Source organism: Microbacterium sp. EF45047 (assembly GCF_028472845.1).
Classification (GTDB): Bacteria; Actinomycetota; Actinomycetes; order Actinomycetales; family Microbacteriaceae; genus Microbacterium; species Microbacterium neungamense.
The window spans coordinates 655,639-674,607 of the sequence record NZ_CP069429.1; the positions used below are offsets into that span (position 1 = coordinate 655,639).

At 68.3% G+C, this 18,969-nt stretch carries 9 protein-coding genes and 2 pseudogenes; 7 read left to right on the plus strand and 4 right to left on the minus strand.

Annotated features, from left to right (window positions below; translation table 11 throughout):
* Positions 1 to 208 precede the first annotated feature (208 nt).
* Both gdhA and JRG78_RS03110 read right to left on the minus strand, forming a co-directional pair.
* Positions 209 to 1,576, minus strand: coding sequence for an NADP-specific glutamate dehydrogenase (gene gdhA / locus JRG78_RS03105; protein WP_259607568.1), 1,368 nt, complete (start codon positions 1,574 to 1,576; stop codon positions 209 to 211).
* Positions 1,577 to 1,704: 128 nt separating this feature from the next.
* Entirely contained in the window at positions 1,705 to 4,389 is a 2,685-nt protein-coding gene (locus JRG78_RS03110; RefSeq protein ID WP_259607570.1) for a phosphoenolpyruvate carboxylase, read from the minus strand.
* 415 nt (positions 4,390 to 4,804) lie between these two features.
* Between JRG78_RS03110 and JRG78_RS03115 the strand changes: the two genes are divergently transcribed.
* Genes JRG78_RS03115 through JRG78_RS03130 form a run of 4 tightly spaced genes read left to right on the plus strand, consistent with a single transcriptional unit; the run spans position 4,805 to position 14,233 of the window.
* On the plus strand, positions 4,805 to 5,107 hold the full coding sequence (locus JRG78_RS03115) for a hypothetical protein (protein ID WP_259607571.1): 303 nt from the start codon (positions 4,805 to 4,807) through the stop codon (positions 5,105 to 5,107).
* 8 nt (positions 5,108 to 5,115) lie between these two features.
* A complete protein-coding gene (locus tag JRG78_RS03120) occupies positions 5,116 to 5,793 on the plus strand; it encodes a type I restriction enzyme endonuclease domain-containing protein (RefSeq protein ID WP_259607573.1) in 678 nt (225 codons plus the stop codon).
* 38 nt (positions 5,794 to 5,831) lie between these two features.
* Positions 5,832 to 7,712 carry a hypothetical protein gene (locus JRG78_RS03125; RefSeq protein WP_259607575.1) on the plus strand — a complete coding sequence of 627 codons (1,881 nt, stop codon included), beginning with the start codon at positions 5,832 to 5,834 and terminating at the stop codon, positions 7,710 to 7,712.
* A 35-nt stretch (positions 7,713 to 7,747) separates the two neighbouring features.
* The gene (locus tag JRG78_RS03130; RefSeq protein WP_259607577.1) at positions 7,748 to 14,233 is read left to right on the plus strand and encodes a DUF3320 domain-containing protein; all 6,486 of its coding nucleotides are present in this window, start codon (positions 7,748 to 7,750) and stop codon (positions 14,231 to 14,233) included.
* Positions 14,234 to 14,242: 9 nt separating this feature from the next.
* Here the strand turns inward: JRG78_RS03130 and JRG78_RS12670 are convergent.
* A pseudogene (locus JRG78_RS12670) lies at positions 14,243 to 15,089 on the minus strand (IS5 family transposase).
* On the opposite strand from JRG78_RS12670, the pseudogene JRG78_RS03145 reads away from it, so the two are divergent.
* The 3 genes and pseudogenes from JRG78_RS03145 to JRG78_RS03155 form a co-directional block, all read left to right on the plus strand.
* Positions 15,062 to 15,571: pseudogene (locus JRG78_RS03145) on the plus strand (IS5 family transposase); the annotation flags it as partial. The pseudogenes JRG78_RS12670 and JRG78_RS03145 overlap by 28 nt on opposite strands.
* Positions 15,572 to 15,587: 16 nt before the next feature.
* Complete coding sequence (locus JRG78_RS03150) at positions 15,588 to 16,754, plus strand: Na+/H+ antiporter NhaA (RefSeq protein WP_259607581.1); 1,167 nt, start codon at positions 15,588 to 15,590, stop codon at positions 16,752 to 16,754.
* 10 nt (positions 16,755 to 16,764) lie between these two features.
* The gene (locus JRG78_RS03155; RefSeq protein WP_259607582.1) at positions 16,765 to 17,427 is read left to right on the plus strand and encodes a MazG family protein; all 663 of its coding nucleotides are present in this window, start codon (positions 16,765 to 16,767) and stop codon (positions 17,425 to 17,427) included.
* A gap of 38 nt (positions 17,428 to 17,465) precedes the next feature.
* On the opposite strand, the gene JRG78_RS03160 is transcribed toward JRG78_RS03155, so the two are convergent.
* Positions 17,466 to 18,734 carry an IS110 family transposase gene (locus tag JRG78_RS03160; RefSeq protein WP_239541894.1) on the minus strand — a complete coding sequence of 423 codons (1,269 nt, stop codon included), beginning with the start codon at positions 18,732 to 18,734 and terminating at the stop codon, positions 17,466 to 17,468.
* Between the last annotated feature and the right edge of the window lie 235 nt (positions 18,735 to 18,969).

Below are 18,969 nucleotides of genomic sequence, written 5' to 3' on the forward strand. Positions count from 1 at the left end.
CACGTCCCGCCCCCGCCACATTGTGTCCCGTTCTGCTGGTCGGCGCCGGCCGCACCCGCAGAACGCTCCACAATGTGTCACGTCGTGCGGGTTCAGGGCCAGGACCCGCAGAACGCTCCACAATGTGTCAGCTGCTGCGGGTTCACAGCGGGGGAACCATCAACTGGTGACACAATGTGGCCAGGCGTGCGGGTGCGGGCGGGAGGGGTCAGATGACGCCCTGGGCGAGCATCGCGGCGGCGACCCGCTCGAAGCCGGCGATGTTCGCGCCCGCGACGTAGTCACCCGGCGTCCCGTACTCCTCGGCCGCGCGGAACGCGGCGTCGTGGATGTCGGCGATGATGCTGCGCAGCTTGTCCTCGCTGTCCGCGAAGCTCCAGCGCTGACGTGACGCGTTCTGGCTCATCTCCAGCGCGGAGGTCGCCACGCCGCCGGCGTTGGCCGCCTTGCCCGGGGCGAACAGCACGCCCGCGCTCTGGAACGCCTCGACGGCCTCGGGCACGCACGGCATGTTCGCGCCCTCGGACACCGCGCGCACGCCGTTGGCGATCAGCGCCTCGGCATCCTCCGCGCCGACCTCGTTCTGCGTCGCCGAGGGCACGGCGATGTCGACCGGCACCTGCCAGACGCTGCCGCCCTCGACGAACCGCGCGGTCGGCTTGCGGCGGGCGTACTCGACGATGCGGCCGCGCTCGACCTCCTTGATCTGCCGCAGCAGGTCGACGTCGATGCCGTCCTCGTCCACGACGTAGCCCGAGGAATCGGATGCGGTGACCGCGGTCGCCCCGAGCTGCTGCGCCTTCTGGATCGCGTAGATCGCGACGTTGCCCGAGCCGGACACGCCGACCCGCTTGCCGGCCAGGGACTCGCCGTGCACGGCGAGCATCTCCTGCGCGAAGAACACGGCGCCGTATCCGGTGGCCTCGGTGCGCACCTCGGCGCCGCCCCAGCCGGTGCCCTTGCCGGTGAACATGCCGGACTCGTGCCGGTTGGTGATCTTGCGGTACTGCCCGAACAGGAACCCGATCTCGCGCCCGCCCACGCCGATGTCGCCGGCCGGCACGTCGGTGTGCTCGCCCAGGTGCCGGTACAGCTCGTTCATGAACGACTGGCAGAACCGCATCACCTCGGCGTCGCTCTTGTCGTGCGGGTCGAAGTCCGAGCCGCCCTTGGCGCCGCCGATGCCCTGCCCGGTGAGCGCGTTCTTGAAGATCTGCTCGAAGCCGAGGAACTTGATGATCGACAGGTTCACCGACGGGTGGAAGCGCAGGCCGCCCTTGTACGGGCCGAGGACGGACGAGAACTGGATGCGGTAGCCGCGGTTGACCTGCAGCCGCCCCGCGTCGTCGATCCACGGCACGCGGAACATGATCTGCCGCTCCGGCTCGACCAGCCGCTCCAGGATGCCGTTCTCGGCATACTCCGGATGCCGCTCGAGCACCGGGCCGATCGAGTGCAGCACCTCGTGCACGGCCTGCTGGAACTCGGGCTCGTGCGGGCTGCGGGCCAGCACGGTGTCGAAGACGGGCTGCACGGTGGCGGTGAGCGGGTGGAAGTCGGCGGCGGTGACGGTCACGCGGGAAGCTTTCTGTCGAGTGGGGGATGGCTGCGATCGTGTCGCGTGAGGATGCCGGGTCCGGCGCGAGAGATCACTCTAGCGTGGTGCTCGGGGTGCGGCGCGCGGCGGTGCCGGGCCGTGGCCGGTCAGCCGGTGTTCTGCAGGCCCGCGGCGACGCCGCTGACCGAGAGCAGCAGCAGCCGCTTCAGCTCGGCCTCGTCCTCCGGGGAGGCCGCCGGCTCGGCGCGCAGCGCCCGCAGGGCGCGCAGCTGCAGCAGCGACAGGGCGTCCACGTACGGGGTGCGCAGCTGCACGGCGCGCTGCAGGATGGGCTTGTTCTCCAGCAGGCGCTCGCCGCCGGTGAGGCGGATCACCCAGTCCCGGGTGAGGCGGAGCTCGTCCAGCACGATGCCGGCGAGATCGTCGCGGTCGCCGAGTTCGAGATAGCGCCGCGCGATGCGCTCGTCGGTCTTCGCCAGGCTCATCGCGACGTTGTCGACCATGGTGTGCAGCAGCGGCCACTCCCGGTACGCCTCCACGAGCGCTACCTCGTCGCCGACGGCCTCCAGCGCCGACCCCAGGCCGAACCAGCCGGCCAGGTTGATCCGCGCCTGCGTCCAGGCGAACACCCACGGGATCGCCCGCAGGTCCTCGAGGGACTCCACCGACAGTCCGCGCCGCGCCGGCCGCGAGCCCAGGGCGAGCAGGCCGAGCTCCTCGAGCGGGGTGACCGTGGCGAACCAGGGCGCGAACCCCTCGGCGCGGACCAGCGAGAAGAAGCGCTCACGGGAGGCGCGGTCCATCACCCGGGCGATCTCGGCGAAGCGCTCGGCGGCGCCGCTGGTGCGCTGCTCCCGCGTCGGGGCGGATGCCAGCAGCGTCGCCGCCGCGACCTGATCGATGTGCCGCATCGCGATCGCCGGCTCGCCGTACCGGGCGAAGATCACCTCGCCCTGCTCGGTGAGCTTGAACCGGCCGTCGACCGAGTGCGGCGGCTGGGCGAGGATCGCCGAGTTCGCGGGCCCGCCGCCGCGGCCGAGCGCCCCGCCGCGCCCGTGGAACAGGGTGAGCTCGATGCCGGCATCCTGCGCCCACTCCGCGATCCGGCGCTGCGCCTCGTACAGGGCGAGGTTGGCGGCGACCGGGCCGACGTCCTTGGACGAATCGGAGTACCCGAGCATCACCTCGAGCCGGTTGCCGGTCTGCGCCATCCGCTCCCGGAACTCGGGGAAGCCGACCACCTCGGCGAGGATGCCCGGCGCGGCCTGCAGGTCGGCGAACGTCTCGAACAGCGGGATCACGTTGAGCAGCGGCACATCCTCGCCGCAGGCGTGCCGTGCCAGCCGGTGCACGGCGGCGAGGTCGTCGGCCGACTGCGTGAACGACACCACGTACCGGCCGGCGGCGCGCAGCCCGTGCCGCCGCTGGATGTCCGCGATGGCGCGGAACACCTCGAGCACCTCCTCGGTCTGCGCGCTCAGCGGCCCGCCGGCCTCCAGCTCGGCCAGCGCCTGCGCGTGCACCTTCGAGTGCTGGCGCACCTCGAGCTCGGTGAGGTGGAATCCGTACGTCTCCACCTGCCAGATCACGTGCTGCAGCCCGCCGAACGCGTGGCGCGCGGCACCCGCGTCGACCAGCGAGCGCTGCACCGTGCGCAGGTCGTCGAGCAGCTCCTCCGGCGCGGCGTACCCGCCGGCGGCCCCGACCCGGGTCGCGTGCACGCGGTGCGCGAACGACAGCAGCAGGCGGCGGTGCGGCTCGCCGGGCGAGCGCTTGGCGATGTCGGCGGCGAGCCCGGGCTCGCTCTGGGCGAACCGCTCCCAGAGCGAGCCGGCCTCCGCGCTGGGCGGGGTGCTCTCGTCGTCGAGGGTGAGGGTGCGTCCGAACCGGTCGAGGGAGCGCTCCAGCCCGCGCAGGACGTGGTCCGAGGCGATGCCGGCGGCCTCACGGGTGACGGATGCCGTGACGAACGGGTTGCCGTCGCGGTCGCCGCCCACCCACGACCCGACCCGCACGAACGCGGGCACGAGCGGCTCGCTGGCGCCGGACGCCTCGCCGCGCAGCGCGTCGTCGATGCGGCGGTAGACGTGCGGCACCGTGGTGAACAGCGTCTCGTCGAAGACGCCCATCACGGTGCGCACCTCGTCGGTGGGGGTCGGCTTCTGGGCGCGCAGCGGGGCGGTCCGCCACAGGGTGTCGATCTCCTCCAGCATCCGTCGCCGAGCGCGGCGCTCCTCGGCGCCGCCCTCGCTCGCCGCGTCGTGCTGGGTGAGCAGCTCGGACAGGCGGCGGATGCTGCTGGACACCGCCCGTCGCCGCGCCTCGGTCGGGTGCGCGGTGAAGACCGGGTGGAAGCGCAGACCGCGCAGCCGGCGCTCCGCCTCCTCCTCGCCGACCTCGCGGCGCAGCTGCGCGAACGCGGTCGCGACGGTGTCGGCGGCGTCCTCGCGCCCGGGCCGGCCGGCGCGCTCGCGCAGCACCCGGACCCGCTGGTGCTCCTCAGCGAGGTTGACCAGGTGGAAGTAGCAGGTGAAGGCGCGGGCGACCTCGTCGGCGCGCTGGATCGTGAACGAGTCGGCGATGGCGGCGGCACGCAGGAAGGACTCGTCGGTCTCCTCGTCGAAGGCCTGAATCGTCGCCAGCCGCAGCCGCTCGACGTCCTCGAAGAGGCCGGGGCTGCCGGATTCGCGCAGCACCTGGCCGAGCAGCTCGCCGAGCATGCGCACGTCCGCGCGCATGGCATCCGGGATGCCGCTGGAGGCCTCGAAGCGCGTGATCACGCGGATCGCCTCGGTGGTCGTGGGGTCGGTGAAGGAGTGTGCGGGGGTCACGGTTTCGAGAGTAACCCGCACGTCAGGATCGTCCCGACCGCGTGACGAACCGCGACGCGCCCGGTCGCGCGCCTAGCTAGACCTTCCCTACTCCGCCGCCTTCACCTCGAATCCGGGCTCCGCGATTCCCCCCGCGACGCTCGAGGCGCTCCTGGCTGCCAAGCAGGTACGGCTCCTTCCCGGCACCCGCCTGAACACGGCGTCGATCGACTCGCAAGGTCTGGTAGTCGTCACCGCAGAAGACCTCGACACTCCAGGACGCATCGGAGCGCGCCGCATCGATCCGCTCACATTCGCCACGCAACACGCGTCAGCACAGCTCACCCACGCCGGCGACGTCATCTTCCGCACCGGTCCGACACCTGCCGCATGGGTTGACGCCGAAGGATCGAAGGTCGTTGCCTACCCCGCTCGGGTGCTGCGCATCACCGCAGCAGACCCGGGCGGCCTCGTGCCAGAGGTCGTCGCAGTCGACATACCGACCCAACCGGCAGGCCCCGGCGCCTGGAAACGATGGATGCTGCGCCGTTTTGCACCCGCATCCATCAGGCCGTTGCGTCGCGCGATCGCCGATGTCGCCGTGGCTCGCACCGAACTCGAGCGCCGCATCGCGACGCTCGACCAGTACGTCGATATGCTGACAGCCACCGTGGCCGCCGGCGCCGTCTCTCTCACCGACCTGAACGACGCCGCGATCGCGGCACCCGCACCGCAGTAAGGAAGCCCATGCCCCGAACCCCGAAAGCCGCCCCACAGGCGCCGTCGACCATGAAAGAGCTCAAAGACACGCTCTGGAAGGCCGCCGACAAGCTGCGCGGCTCAATGGACGCCTCGCAGTACAAGGACGTCATCCTCGGACTCGTCTTCCTCAAGTACGTCTCCGACGCGTTCGATGAGCGCCGCGACGGGATCCGCGCCGAGCTCGCCGCTGACGGGTACGACGAAGATCAGATCGCCGAGCTCATCGACGACGTTGACGAGTACACCGGTCGCGGTGTGTTCTGGGTGCCGGCGAATGCCCGCTGGGGGTTCCTCGCCGAGAACGCGAAGGGCACATCGGTCGACGTCGCCGCCGAAGCATCTCGCGGGAAACACTTCTCGCCGCCGCTCTCGAGTGACGAACTCGCGTTCTACGACGCGGTCGCGACGAATGAGTCCGCTGTCGACATCCAAGGCGAGGACGTCCTCGCACAGATCGCCCGCGAGCTCGTCGCCGTGATGCGGCGCGACGTGCGCACCGACTGGACTGTGCGTGACGATGTGCGCGCCAAGCTGCGGTCTTCGATCAAGCGGTTGCTGGTGAAATACAAGTACCCGCCGGACAAACAGCCCGAGGCGATCAAACTCGTGATGGAACAGATGGAAGCGATGGCACCGCGCTACGCGGACGATCGAGGGCAGTAGGCGAGGCGCGCTCGCCTGCATACATTGGGGGATGTGAAGTGGCAATCGGATATCGCGCAATCCTGCGCCTGACGCCCGACGAGGACGCGGTCGCGGTCGCTGAATCGCAACTCCGATCTTGGCTCAGCGGAAAGCAGAACCGCAGGGGCAGTGGCGCGGAGCGAGCAGACTGGGACGGGCCAGGGGCGCACGATCTGGGCGACGGCTCAGAACTTAGGGTCGTGCATGCGCCGGAGAGCCTGGATCAGAGCCGTAGAAGGCTCTATCGGTTGCGCGAGCGAAACCGGCACGGCGTTTGGACCGTGTCCCTCTATGCGATCTCTGCTCCACAGGCGCGCCGCTACACGCAGTCGCTTGTGATCGAGGCGGGCGTCGATGATGTGCCGACCACGACGGCTGTAACAAGGGTCGATACGCCGCGTCTCGCGCGGCAGATTCTTGAGACGACCAACGCGAGGGATGGGGAGACCCCGCTCCATGGTGTGCCCTCGGTGATCCGATCTTCTGACGTCGACGAGGTTTGGCGGGCAATTGTGGATCCGGCGCGAACCGCCAGCGTCATCGTCGCGCCGGCGCTCGAAGGAGCACCTCTCGATCGCTGGCAACAGATCATTGTGAGTTTGACGAAGCAGAGCGTGGGCGTGGCAACCACATTCGTGCTGGATCCGGAGGCGACGGAACTCCTTGCAATGCGGTTGCCGCAGTCCCATCGCGTTGAGCGGGGTGTGGTCCGTACTTTCGCGCCTCAAGTGGAGCTCGATTCGCCCGCGGATGGTATTCGTCATCGGATGCTCGGTCCCGCCACATTGGCGCGGGCGATCGATGGCACTCGGGTAGCGACCCCGTTGGTGAACCGGCATGCGGAGTCGACGCGACTGCGCTTCATACAACGGGACCTTCCGCCCGATGTGCGTCGCTCTCTCGAGATCTTGTCGCGCGCCGATCTCGTCAGTGAGCGTACTCAGGAGGTGCGCCGGCGGCTTGCCCGTCCAGCCCCGCCGTCGGCGCCGGAGCGGACCTGGGTTGAAGTTCCTTCATCCGGGTCGCCGACCCAGGCTGCGTCCATCGCCCCCGGGGTGGTGGCGCGGCTCGAAGCTCTGTTGAAGCGCTGGATCGGCGTAGGAGAGCTGACTGAGGGAGCCCTCGAGAATCTGGAAAGCCTGCTCACCACTTCTGCGGCTGAGCTGTCTGTCGCTACCGAGCAGATCGACGGCGCCGTCGCCGACATCGAAACGAAGGATGCGGAGCTCCGTGGAATCCGCGCCAACGCGGAAGAGCTTTCGTTCGACCTCGCGGTGTCGGACGAGCGCGTGCGGAGCCTCGAGCGGGAGGTGCAGATCCTCCGGCGCCGCCTCATCGTGGCTGACCTGGCTGCGGAAACGCATGTGGAACCGGTCGAGTCGATCTGGGATCCGCCGTACGACGTCGCGGAGCTTATCGCGCGGATCACGCCCGGGGATAAGGCGCATCCGGCGGCTTCTCGCGTCGTGTTCACTGGAGACGTCGACACGGCATTGGAGATCGATCTGCGTGAGAAGACCCCGCGGTACGCGTATGCCTTCTGGGACTACGTCCACGTCCTCTACGACTACGCGGAAGGAAAGGCAAGTGGAAGGATCGCGAGCGGTCTGCATGCCTATCTCAAGTCGGACGCGATCGACGGGCACAAATGCCCGCCCGATCGACATGCCTCGACTGAAAGTGACTCCGTGCTGAATCGTCCGGAGTGGCGCGCTGAGCGAATGCTCCCGGTGCCAAGTGAAGTGTCGGACACCGGCAAGGTTCTGATGGACGCGCACTTCAAACCGACTTGGCGTGACACTTTCGCGCCTCGTATGCACTACTACGACGACACGGCGCGAAGCGGGAAAATCTACGTCGGCTATATCGGTCGTCATTTGAAGAACAAAAAGAGCTAAGGGCAGCGCCGTGCCCAGATTCAACAAGGAGCGCAATGTCCAAGTTTGATGCGCGATCGCAGATCGAGAAGGTGCTCCTCATCTTGAGTGAGGGGCTGGAACCGCACGTCGCTGCGCGATTCCACGAGCTTGCGCCGGCCGTCGCCAATTGGACCGACATCGTCGAGCGCAAGGACCGGCAGGTCGGCCGTGCCTACGCCCGCTACAACCCGAGGGACCTTACGCTGATCCTTCGCGCGTTCACGGAGTCGTTTGGCTCGATCGGCTACCCGTTCGCAGGGGTTCTCAGCCGCCAGGCCCAGAACTGTGCGAGCGAGCTGCGCACCATCCGGAACAAGTGGGCGCACAACGAGGTGTTCTCCACCGCTGAGGTCTACCGTGCACTCGATTGCGCGGAGATCCTGCTGCAAGCGCTGCAGGCCGATGAGTCAGCCGCACGGGTGGGTGAACTCAAGACCGCGACCATCGCCGCCATGGCAGCGGAGAGCGGGACGTCGTTCGCCCCCGTCGTCGAGGCCGCATCGGACCAGAGGGTCGTTCCGCCCCCGGCCAAGGGGTCCCAGGCAGCTGAGCCGGAGCAAGGCGCGCCAGCTCAGCCGTTCCCGACGTCGGCCCCTGCCGTGGGCGGGCCCACCGCGCGCATCTCGGTGAGTTCTCTCCCGGTCCTCAGCTACGCGCACGCGCGAAACGCGATCGCGATCGTCGACGAAGTGACGATCGACTATCAGGGCGAGGAACTCCGCGGAGCCTCCGTGGAGGTCGAGGCGATCTGCGGGCTCGGGTCGCTCGGCGACCCCAAGGTCGTCATCATCGATCTCGACGGAAACCGCCCCGTCATCCTGCGGAACGCCGATCTCGTACTCGATCCGGCACGGATGCTGAACGTCGAGCATCCGACGCAAGGTGTCGTCCGCGTCAGCCTGCGTGATCCGGCCGGTGCCGTCATCGCGTATCAGGACGTGGAAGTGGAGGTTCTGGCGGCGAACCAGTGGCGGGCCAATCCGCCGCAACTCGGTCTCGAGCTGCTCGCCTCCTTCGTGCAGCCAAACTCGCCCGCCATCGCACCGGTTCTGGTCGAAGCATCCGACCTGCTCCAAGCGAAGACGGGTGTCCCGGATCTCGACGGCTACCAGCAAGGTTCCCGCGAGCGGGTGGACGCGATTGTCGAGGCGGTCTACGAAGCCATGCGAGCTCGGGACATCCGCTACGCCGAACCCCCTGCGAGCTGGGGACTCGACGGGCAGAAGGTGCGGACCCCCGCCGAGGTGCTCGAGGGACGACTCGGTACCTGTCTCGATACGACTGTCACCCTCGCCGCGGCGCTCGAAGAAGCAGGGATCAATTCGACGCTGTGGCTGCTCCCCGGCCACATCTTCCTCGGGTACTGGCGAGACGACGCGAGCCTCGACGGACCCGCTCAGATGGACCCATCGGAAGCCATCAACTACGTCGGCATCGGCCAGATCGAAGTCGTCGAGACGACATTCATGACCGGAGGCACGAGCTCGAAGCCGTTCGCCGAGGCTCGACGTCACCATCACACCACCACGCTCGCCGGTGATGCCTCGGCGGTGCTCGGCATCACCGATGTCAAGCAGGCTCGGCTGGCGCGGATATACCCGCTACCCAGTCGGGTCGTGGGCGAAGCGGGCGACGTGCAGGTCGTCGAGTACAAAGTCGCCCCGTCCCCGGAAGCATTGCACTATGCGCCGTCCGCAGAGGCGATCGCGGGCGGGACCGCCAAGGATCTCCCTCCCCGCGTTGCGCAGTGGAAGAACGCTCTTCTCGATCTGAGCCTGCGTAACAGGCTCATCAACTACGGCGACAAGTCCGGTTACCCACTCGCGGTGCCGCAGCCATCCCTGGCCGCGTTCGAAGACTTGGTGAACAACGGCACTTCGATCACCCTCGTGCCGAACGATCGCATCCCCACCGTCGACGGCAGCCGGGGAATCCGGTACGGACAGGATCTCCCGGAAACGGCCCGGGCAGGCATGCTCGCTGAGCGGAAGCAGGTCTTCGTCGGCGTCACCGAAGCGACCTACATCCCTCGACTGCGAGCCCTCGCCTACAAGGCGCGGACGATCGTCGAGGAGACCGGCGCCAACAATCTGTATCTCGCGTTCGGAATGCTGCGGTGGACGTTCAACGACCGTGAGCTCCGCTCCCCGCTCGTACTCGTTCCGGTGACCCTCGAGTCGGCCGGGGGCGGGAAAGTGTTCCGTCTCAGCATCGACGAGGCGGGGGAGTCCACGCCGAACTATTGTCTCCTCGAGAAGCTCCGGCTGAGCTTCGGGCTCGACATCCCGGGGCTCGCCAATCCGGTGAAGGACGATTCGGGCATCGACCTTCCGGCAGCGTTCGCGGCAACGAGGCAAGCACTCGCTGCCGCGCGGCTCCCGTTCACCGTCGAAGACACCGTGGACCTGTCGATTCTGCAGTTCGCGAAGTATCGACTCTGGAAAGACCTCGACGAGAACTGGGCCGAGTTCGGAGCCAACCCGCTCGTGAACCATCTCATCCACACCCCGACCGCGGAGTTCGTCGACCCCGTCCCGGCTCCGACCGATGTCGATCTCGACGCGCTCAGCAACGCCGTCCCCGTTCCCGCTGATTCCTCTCAGCTTGAGGCGGTCGCCGAGGCGTCAGCGGGCCGCACCTTCGTCCTCGAGGGGCCCCCGGGAACCGGCAAGTCGCAGACCATCACGAACCTGCTGGCGCACTCGCTCGCCAACGGCAAGCGTGTGTTGTTCGTCGCCGAGAAGCGGGCGGCCCTCGACGTCGTCAAGAGCAGGTTGGATGCGGTCGGCCTCGGCCCCTTCTCGCTCGACCTGCACGACAAGGGAGCGCGGCCGGCAGCCGTGCGGGCGCAGATCCGTGCGGCGATCGACGCTGTTGTCCGGCCGGACGCAGCCGCACTCAAGGCCGAGACGGAGACCGCCGCAACCAGTCGCGGATCGCTTAAGCGGTACGCGCAGCGACTCCATGAACCGAACGCCGCCGGCCTGTCGTTGTACTCCGCTCGCGCTCAGCTGCTCGCATCAGCCGAGGATATCGACCCGCTCGCGATCCCCGCGACGTTCGTCGCGACGGCATCAGAGGAACAGTTCGACAGCCTGCGAGACACCCTGCGGACGCTTCCTGAAACCGCGGACCTCGCTCACCCTGCACCGGTGCATCCATGGGGCTTCGTGACGGCTGAAGCTGCCGACACGATCGACACGAAAGAACTTCACGCCGCCGCCCGTGACTTCGACGCTGCGCTTTCCGACGTGCTCGGACGGCAGGTTGACCTCGGATTGTTGGCGCTCGCATCCACGCCGAGCGCTCTCGATCGTTGGGCTTCGCTTGCGAATGCGCCCCGCTTCCCGCTCGACGCCGTCGACGACATCTATGCCCGTAACAGGGCAGGGGAGATCGCCGCGCTGCAGGAACGGCTCGATGCGAGTGCCGTCGAGCGGCCCTGGTTCGCTTCAGTAGGACCCGAGGCCCTCGATGGCGATGTGCACGCAGTGCACCAGTCGGCGGTGGAAGCCGCTGCCTCAGGCTTCTTCGGGCGCCGCAAGCGGCAGCGTGCAGCACTCGCCGGGTTCGGGGCGGCGTTGCGCGCCGACGCGCGAAGCTTCCCCGCTCGGGAGGTGACACCGTTGACGGCAGAAGTGGCCCGCACTGCGGACGAGATCGCTTCGTTGCGTGCAGCGCTGCTAGCACTCCCGCTACCACTGGTGACTACTGACTGGAACCCGTACCTCCGCGAAGGCATTGACCCCGCGAAGGCCACGCTCGGATGGGTGGTGTGGCTCGGTACACAGCTCTCGGCAGCTGACGCCGACGCCGAGCTGCGAGACGCCCTTCGCCGGTACTACGCGGCGACTCCCACCGACTCGGCGTTCGCGGAAGCTCTAACCAGGCTCGCGGCCGCATGGCGTGCACTCTGTGCGGCGAGTGGTGTCGTCGGCACTGAGGAAGAAGGCTGTGCGGTGCTGTCTGCGTGGGCCGGGGACAAACCGTTCTTCGAAATGTGGCGTGCGACAGCCGGGCCACGCAACCTGGCGACGACCGAGCCGGTCTCCCTCGAGCGTTGGGTCGCATTCCAGCGGCATCTCGCGCCCCTGCTTCGCTTCGGCTTGGTGGATGCCCACACTGCGCTACTCACCGGGCGGATCCCGGCGGATCTCGCCACCCTTGCCTTCGACAAAGGCGTAGCGCTGGCCTCCATCTCGGAACGGGCGGATTCGCAGGCGATGGCCGCATTCGACGTCCCGGCTCACAACCGCACCATCGACAGGTTCACGTCGAGTGCCGCCGCCATCCGGGACGCGCTCCCCAAGTGGATTCCGGCTGAGATCATCGCGAAGCGCAGGATTGATCCGACCTACGAGGGCGGCATGATGGGGGAGCTGAAGCGCCAGCTCGCGCGGCAGCGCGGAGGCATGAGCGTCCGTGCGCTCTTCGAGAACTACGGCGACCTCATTACGCAGATCGCGCCGTGTGTGCTCATGAGTCCCGAATCGGTGGCACGCTTCTTTCCGGCGAAGGCGCGGATGTTCGACATCGTCGTCTTCGACGAGGCTTCCCAGATCCGAGTGGCGGATGCTGTCGGTGCCATGGGGCGAGGCTCGTCGGTCGTAGTTGTAGGTGACAGTAAGCAGATGCCGCCGTCCAGTTTCGCCGAAGCGAGCAGCGACATCGATGCCGACGTTTCCTCCGGCGCGGACGTCGTGGCCGACGAGGAATCGATCCTGACCGAATGCGTGCAGGCGCGCCTCCCTCGTCAGTGGCTGTCATGGCACTACCGGAGTCAGGACGAGGCGCTCATCGCCTTCAGCAACCACGCCTACTACGACAGCCGGCTCTCGTCGTTCCCCGCACCTTGGCCCGCGAACGACGCGGTTGGCGACCCCGACCATGGAATCTCGCTCGTTCGAGTCGATGGTCGATTCAACCGCTCCGGTCGAGGAAAGGAGCTTCGGACCAACCGCGTGGAGGCGGAGGCCATCGTTCGAGAAGTCGAACAGCGATTCCAGGCCTCGCCGGACGCGACCCCGTCCCTGGGGATCATCACCTTCAACGCTCAGCAGCGCGCCTTGATCGAGACGCTCCTCAGGGAGGCGCCCGACGCTAGGATCGCGCAGGCGCTCGATGAACGCGACGGACTGTTCGTGAAGAACCTCGAGAACGTGCAGGGCGACGAACGGGACACCATTCTGTTCTCGGTCGCGTTCAGCGCAAATGATCGCGGCATCATCCCGCTCAACTTCGGGCCGCTTTCGCGTGCCGGCGGTGAGCGACGCCTCAATGTCGCGATCACCCGTGCGCGTCGCCAGGTGATCCTCTTTGCGAGCTTCGATCCCTCGGAACTGCGTGCCGAGGAGACCGCGTCGGTCGGAATCAAGCACCTGAAGGGCTATCTCGAGCTTGCCGCCTCCGGCGTTGAGTCGGCGACGGACAGCGCACAGCGAGAACGGTTGATCGATCGCCACCGGGACGAGATCGCGGACGAACTGCGCTACCGGGGATTCGCCGTGCAGACCGACGTCGGGTTGTCTGACTTCCGCGTTGATATCTCGATCGCGGACGCGACTGAGCCGCAGCAGCCGCTTGTTGCGGTGCTCCTCGACGGTGAGAACTGGCGTGCACGTCGTACGGTGGCGGATCGCGACGGGCTCCCTGTCGACGTGCTGAAGGGGCTCATGAAGTGGCCTGGCGTCGAACGAGTGTGGCTTCCGGAGTGGCTCCAGCAGCGCGACGAGACGCTCGCGCGTCTTGCGAATGCAGTGTTGAAAGCCGGCGAAGCACTGAGGAACGCGAAGACGGACCCGCCCGCGCGGGCTGAGTCCAACGTAAACATCGCCGAGAGGAACCCCGAGCCGGCGCCCGTCGAGGATTCGATGACGCTTCGCGCTAAGCCCGCGCAGAAGACGAGCGAGTCCACGGAGAACGGCCTTCGGCATCCTCACCTGCGCCAGTACGCCGAGTGGGAACCACGCCGTGTCGGGACGAAGGACACGCTTGATCGCCTGCCAGACCCCGTTGCGGTGAACAAGGTTCGTGCTGTGATGAGCGAGATCATTCAGCAGGAGGGGCCCATCCACAAAACGCGGTTGGCTCGGCTCGTCGCCGAATCCTTCGGCCTCGCTCGTGTCGCGTCTGGACGCACCGAAGCGATCCTGCGGTGCCTGCCGCAGGAGTTCATGCGTACCACCGACCAATGGTCCGCATGGCCCGGGGGGATCGACCCACTCGAGTGGCGGGATGTGCGTCGCAGCGAGCCGGGAGGCGGGCGAAACCTCGAGCATGTTTCGCTCGTCGAGATCGCGAACGCGATGGCTGTGGTGGCCGAGTTGGGGGGCGGCATGAGCGAGGACGAGCTCAAGCGCCAGGCCCTCGCGTTGTTCGGCGGCAAGCGAATGACGGAGGGAGTTTCCGCACGTCTGGACGCCGGCATTCAGCGGGGGCTGGACACCGGGCGTATCGAGCGCGACGGGCGCGGCCTCTTCCGGGCGGTCCGAGTGCATTAGGACGTGTTGCTAAATCCATTGCAGAGCGGCGGAGAGGCAGATCCCTGCCGCGTATGACCGGGCGGTCTTGTCGTAGCGGGAAGCGAGTCCGCGCCACTGCTTCACGAAGTTGAAGCACCGCTCGACGACGTTGCGGCCCTTGTGGCGCTCCCGTTGCTCATCGCCGAAGTCGATCGGACGGCCCGGACGCTTGCGACGGTGCGCGATCTGGTCGTCGCGTTCGGGGATCGTGGCCTTGACGCCGCGCTCGCGCAGCCAGGCCCGGTTCCTCTTCGACGGGTAGCCCTTGTCCGCGAGCACCCGGTCCGGCCTCGTGCGCACAGGCCCTCGGCCGGGGATGTGGATCTCGTCGAGTACGCAGGTGAACATGCTCGTGTCTGCGACCTGCCCGCCAGTGAGGACGAACGCCAGCGCCCGGGCCTTCCCGTCGCAGACGAGATGGATCTTCGTCGTCAAACCACCCCGTGACCGGCCGATCGCGTGGTCAGGAGGCTCTGGCCCGGACTTCTTGTAGTTCGACGGATCCCCCTGTGACCCGGGGCAAGGTCGCGCCATGCTGATGGACACGCGCGATCGAGGAATCCACCGACACGACCCAGTCGATCTCGCCAGCGAGCGACGCCCGCTTCTGCACGTGGGTGAGCAGGTCCTCCCAGACGCCGTCGCTCGCCCACCGGCGGAAGTTCTTATAGATCGTGTTCCAGCTCCCGAACCGGTCGGGCAGGTCTCGCCACGCCGATCCCGTGCGGAACCGCCACGCGGTCGCCTCGACCACCGTGCGCCGATCCACCGGAGGACGGCCCCGTGTCCTCACCGGCGGGAACACGTCCCGGATCAGCTCCCATTGGCCGGTCACGGGGTGGTTTGAGCACGAAGATCCATCACCTCGTCGACGGGCGCGGGCTTCCGCTGGTCGTGCTCGTGGGTCCCGGTCAGGCCGGGGATGCGCCGATGTTCCCGGTGCTCATGGATCACCTCAGCGTCGCCCGGGTCGGCCCGGGCAGACCACGCACCCGACCGGAGCGGGTCCGCGCCGATAAGGCGTACTCGTCGCGCGCGATCCGCACCCATCTGCGCGATCGTGGCATCGTCGCCGTGATCCCCGAGCCGTCCGACCAGCAAGGAAACCGGAAACGACGCGGCTCCCGTGGCGGCCGACCGGTCAGCTACGACATCGAGGATTACAAGGGCCGCAACGTCGTCGAGCGCGGCTTCAACGAAGACAAGCAGTGGCGCGGCCTCGCGACGCGCTACGACAAACTCGCGCTCACCTACCGCGGCGGCGCCGTCCTACGAGCCATCACCCTCTGGCTCAAACGGTTAGGAGACACGCCCTAGGCCTAGCATGGAGGGGATGCGCATCTCGGCCAACCCCCTTCGCGGTCAGCAGTTCCCCGCCGTCCTCCTGCTCGCCGCGGCGGGCCTCGGGCTGCTCCTGGCCAACCTCCCGACGCACGATGCCCTCGCGGGCATCCTGCACACCCACCTCGCCGTCCCCGGCACCGACCTGGACCTGTCCGTGGCGCACTGGGTGTCCGACGGACTGCTGGCGATCTTCTTCCTGGTGGTCGCGATCGAGCTGCGGCACGAGCTCACCCACGGCGAGCTGAACTCGGTGCGCAAGGCCGTGCAGCCGGCAATCGCCGCGACCGGCGGCGTGATCGTGCCGATCGCGCTGTACCTGCTCATCGCGGGCGGCGCGGAGACGCGGGCGGGCTGGCCGATCCCGACCGCCACCGACATCGCGTTCGCGCTCGGGGTGCTGGCCATGTTCGGCCGCGGCCTGCCGTCCGGGGTGCGGGTGTTCCTGCTCGCCCTGGCCATCCTCGACGACATCATCGGCATCGTGTTCATCGCCGTGCTGTTCGCGCGCGACGTGAACGTGGCGGCGTTCCTGCTCGCCCTGGCCGCGGTCGCCGTGTTCTGGCTGCTGAGCCGCTGGCTGCACGCGTCCGGGCACATCGGCATCGCCATCGCCATGGGCGTGGTCGGAGTGCTCACCTGGGGGCTCGTCGCCGCCTCCGGCATCCACGCCACGATCGCGGGCGTGATGCTCGGGCTGGTGATGGCACCGGTGCCGGCCGAGCGGGTGCGGCACGCACTGGAGCCGACGGTGAACGGGTTCATCCTGCCCGTGTTCGCGTTCGTCGCCGCGTTCGTCGTGATCCCCGCCGTCTCGCCGCGGGAGCTGTCGCCGGCGTTCTGGGCGATCCTCGTGGCACTGCCGGTCGGCAAGATCATCGGCATCGGCCTGTTCGGCTGGCTGAGCATGCAGATCCGGCCGCGCGGCACGGCACCCGCCCTGGTGTTCCCCGATCTGCTCGCCGCCGGCGCGCTCGGCGGCATCGGCTTCACGGTGTCGCTGCTGCTGGCGAACCTCGCCTTCGCGGATGACGCCGCGATCCGCGATCAGGCGATCCTCGGGGTGCTCGGTGGATCCCTGGTCGCGCTCGCACTGTCGGGCGTGTTCGTCTCGCTGCGCGCGCACTGGTACCGCCGGGTCGCCGCCGCGGCGGAGTGAGGAGGGCGGCATGACCGCATCGCGTCCGGAGACCGATCCGCCGGCCGTCGCCGACCCGCTGCGCGCAGCGGCGGAGACGATGCGTGCGGTGCGCGAACGCTGCGTCTGGTCGCAGCGGATCACGCACCGCGACCTCGTCCCGTACCTCGTCGAGGAGGCGCACGAGGTGATCGATGCGGTCGAGGCCGGAACCAGGGACGAGCTGCGCGAGGAACTCGGCGACCTGCTCTGGCAGGTGCTGTTCCACGCGGCGATCGCCGCGCAGGACCCGGACGCGCCGTTCGACATCGACGACGTGGCGCGCGGGCTCACCGAGAAGATGGTGCGACGGCATCCGCACGTGTTCGCGGATGCCGTGGCGACGACGCCCGAGGAGGTGCTCGTGCACTGGAACGCGGCGAAGGCGGCGGAGAAGCGCGAGCGGCGCAGTGTGCTGGACGGCGTGCCGCGGGGCATGCCGGCGCTCGCCCTGGCCCAGAAGCTCCTCGGCCGCGCCGCACCCGTCGTCGCCGCCCCCACCGAGACCCACGCCCCCGCCACGGAAGCCGAACTGGGCGACGCGCTGCTCGCGCTGGTCGCCCAGGCGCACCTGCACGGCTGGGACGCCGAACGCGCCCTCCGCGAGCGCCTCCGCCGCCTCGAAGACGAGGTGCGCGCCGCCGAGCACCCCTGACCACCGCTTTCACCGGGGGAATGCCCCTATGTCCTCTGTCAAGCGGCGAGGGCGGGTTGGGCTGGTCGCGGTTGGTAGAGGGTGCCGTCGCGGAGCATGGCGTAGAGGACGTCGGAGCGGCGTCGAGCTAGGGCGATGAGGGCCTGGTTGTGGCGTTTGCCTTGGGCGATCTTGCGGTCGTAGTAGGCGCGTGATTCGGGGTCTCGGAGTGCGGCGAACGCGGAGAGGAACATGGTCCGTTTCAGGATCTTGTTCCCGCGCCGGGAGGGATGCTCGCCGCGGATCGAGGTGCCGGATCGTCGGGTCACGGGTGCGAGGCCGGCGTAGGCGGCGAGGTGCCCGGCAGTGGCGAAGGTCTTGGTGGTGACTTCGGTGAGGAGCCGGGCTGCGGTCCTGACGCCGACTCCGGGCATGCTCGTCAGGACCGGTTGAAGAGGGTGAGCGTCGACGATCTTCTCGACCTCGATGGCGATCTCATCACGCTGCCGTCGCAACGCCTGGAGCTGCTCTGCGAGCCTGGGGAGCACCAGCGCGGCGGCGTCGGTGCCGGTCACCACGACGGTCTGCTCGCCGAGCGCGGTCATGATCTCTGCCGCCCAGACACGACCTTTGCGGGGCGCGTTCTTCAGCAGCCGGTTCCCTAGCCGCTTCTCACCCGCAGTCTTCATCGCCGCCGGCGACGGGTAGCGCTGCAGCAGGTCCAGGATCGCGGGGTGATCCAGCCGCGGCCCGAGCACGCGTTCCAGCGCCGGGTGGATTTGGGTGAGCAGACCCCTGATCCGGTTGGAGACCTGGACGATCTGACCGGCGAGGTCGTCGTCGAACCCGCAGAGCATGCTCAGCTCCGCGACCTTCTCGTCGGCGACCTGGATCGACCGGAGCGTGTGCGGCATGGTGCGGGCCGTTTCGGCGATGATCGCCGCGTCTCTCGCGTCGGTCTTCGCCTCACCGGGATGCAGATCCGCGATGCGCCGCATCGCCAACCCCGGCAGGTAACCGACGAGAGCACCTGCGGCTTGCGCGACCGCGACCGGGAGTGCACCGATCGTCGCGGGTTGATCTACGACCAGCAGCACCACGCCATGCGAGGCGAGCTGGTCGATCACCGCCCGCAATTGGCGCTCGTCGTTCGGGAGTGCTCGGTCGAATAGTCGCTTGGCTTCCCGGTCGAGCGCGACCGCGTGATGCTCGCCCTTGCCGACGTCGAGCCCAACGAACACGTCGACCTCGTCGTATCTGTCGATGCTGGTGACCACTTCGTCCTCCGCTTCACTCGTGACGGCGTCCGCGGCGGCGCGTCTCGGCATCCACGTTACGAACGGCCTCGAGCATGCTCGGGTCCAGCCCCTATCAGCGATCACACACCGCCAACCAGGCCCGGTGACAACACCCCCCCCGGATCATCGAGGACAGGGGGCAGCAATCATGCCGGGCCCGGCAGGCCGTCACCGCCCAGCATGGCCGCCGAGCGGGTCACGAAGAAAGTAACGGGGGCGGACGGAGTCGGGAGGGTTCGCTCCGACCTGGGAAGATGGACGGGTG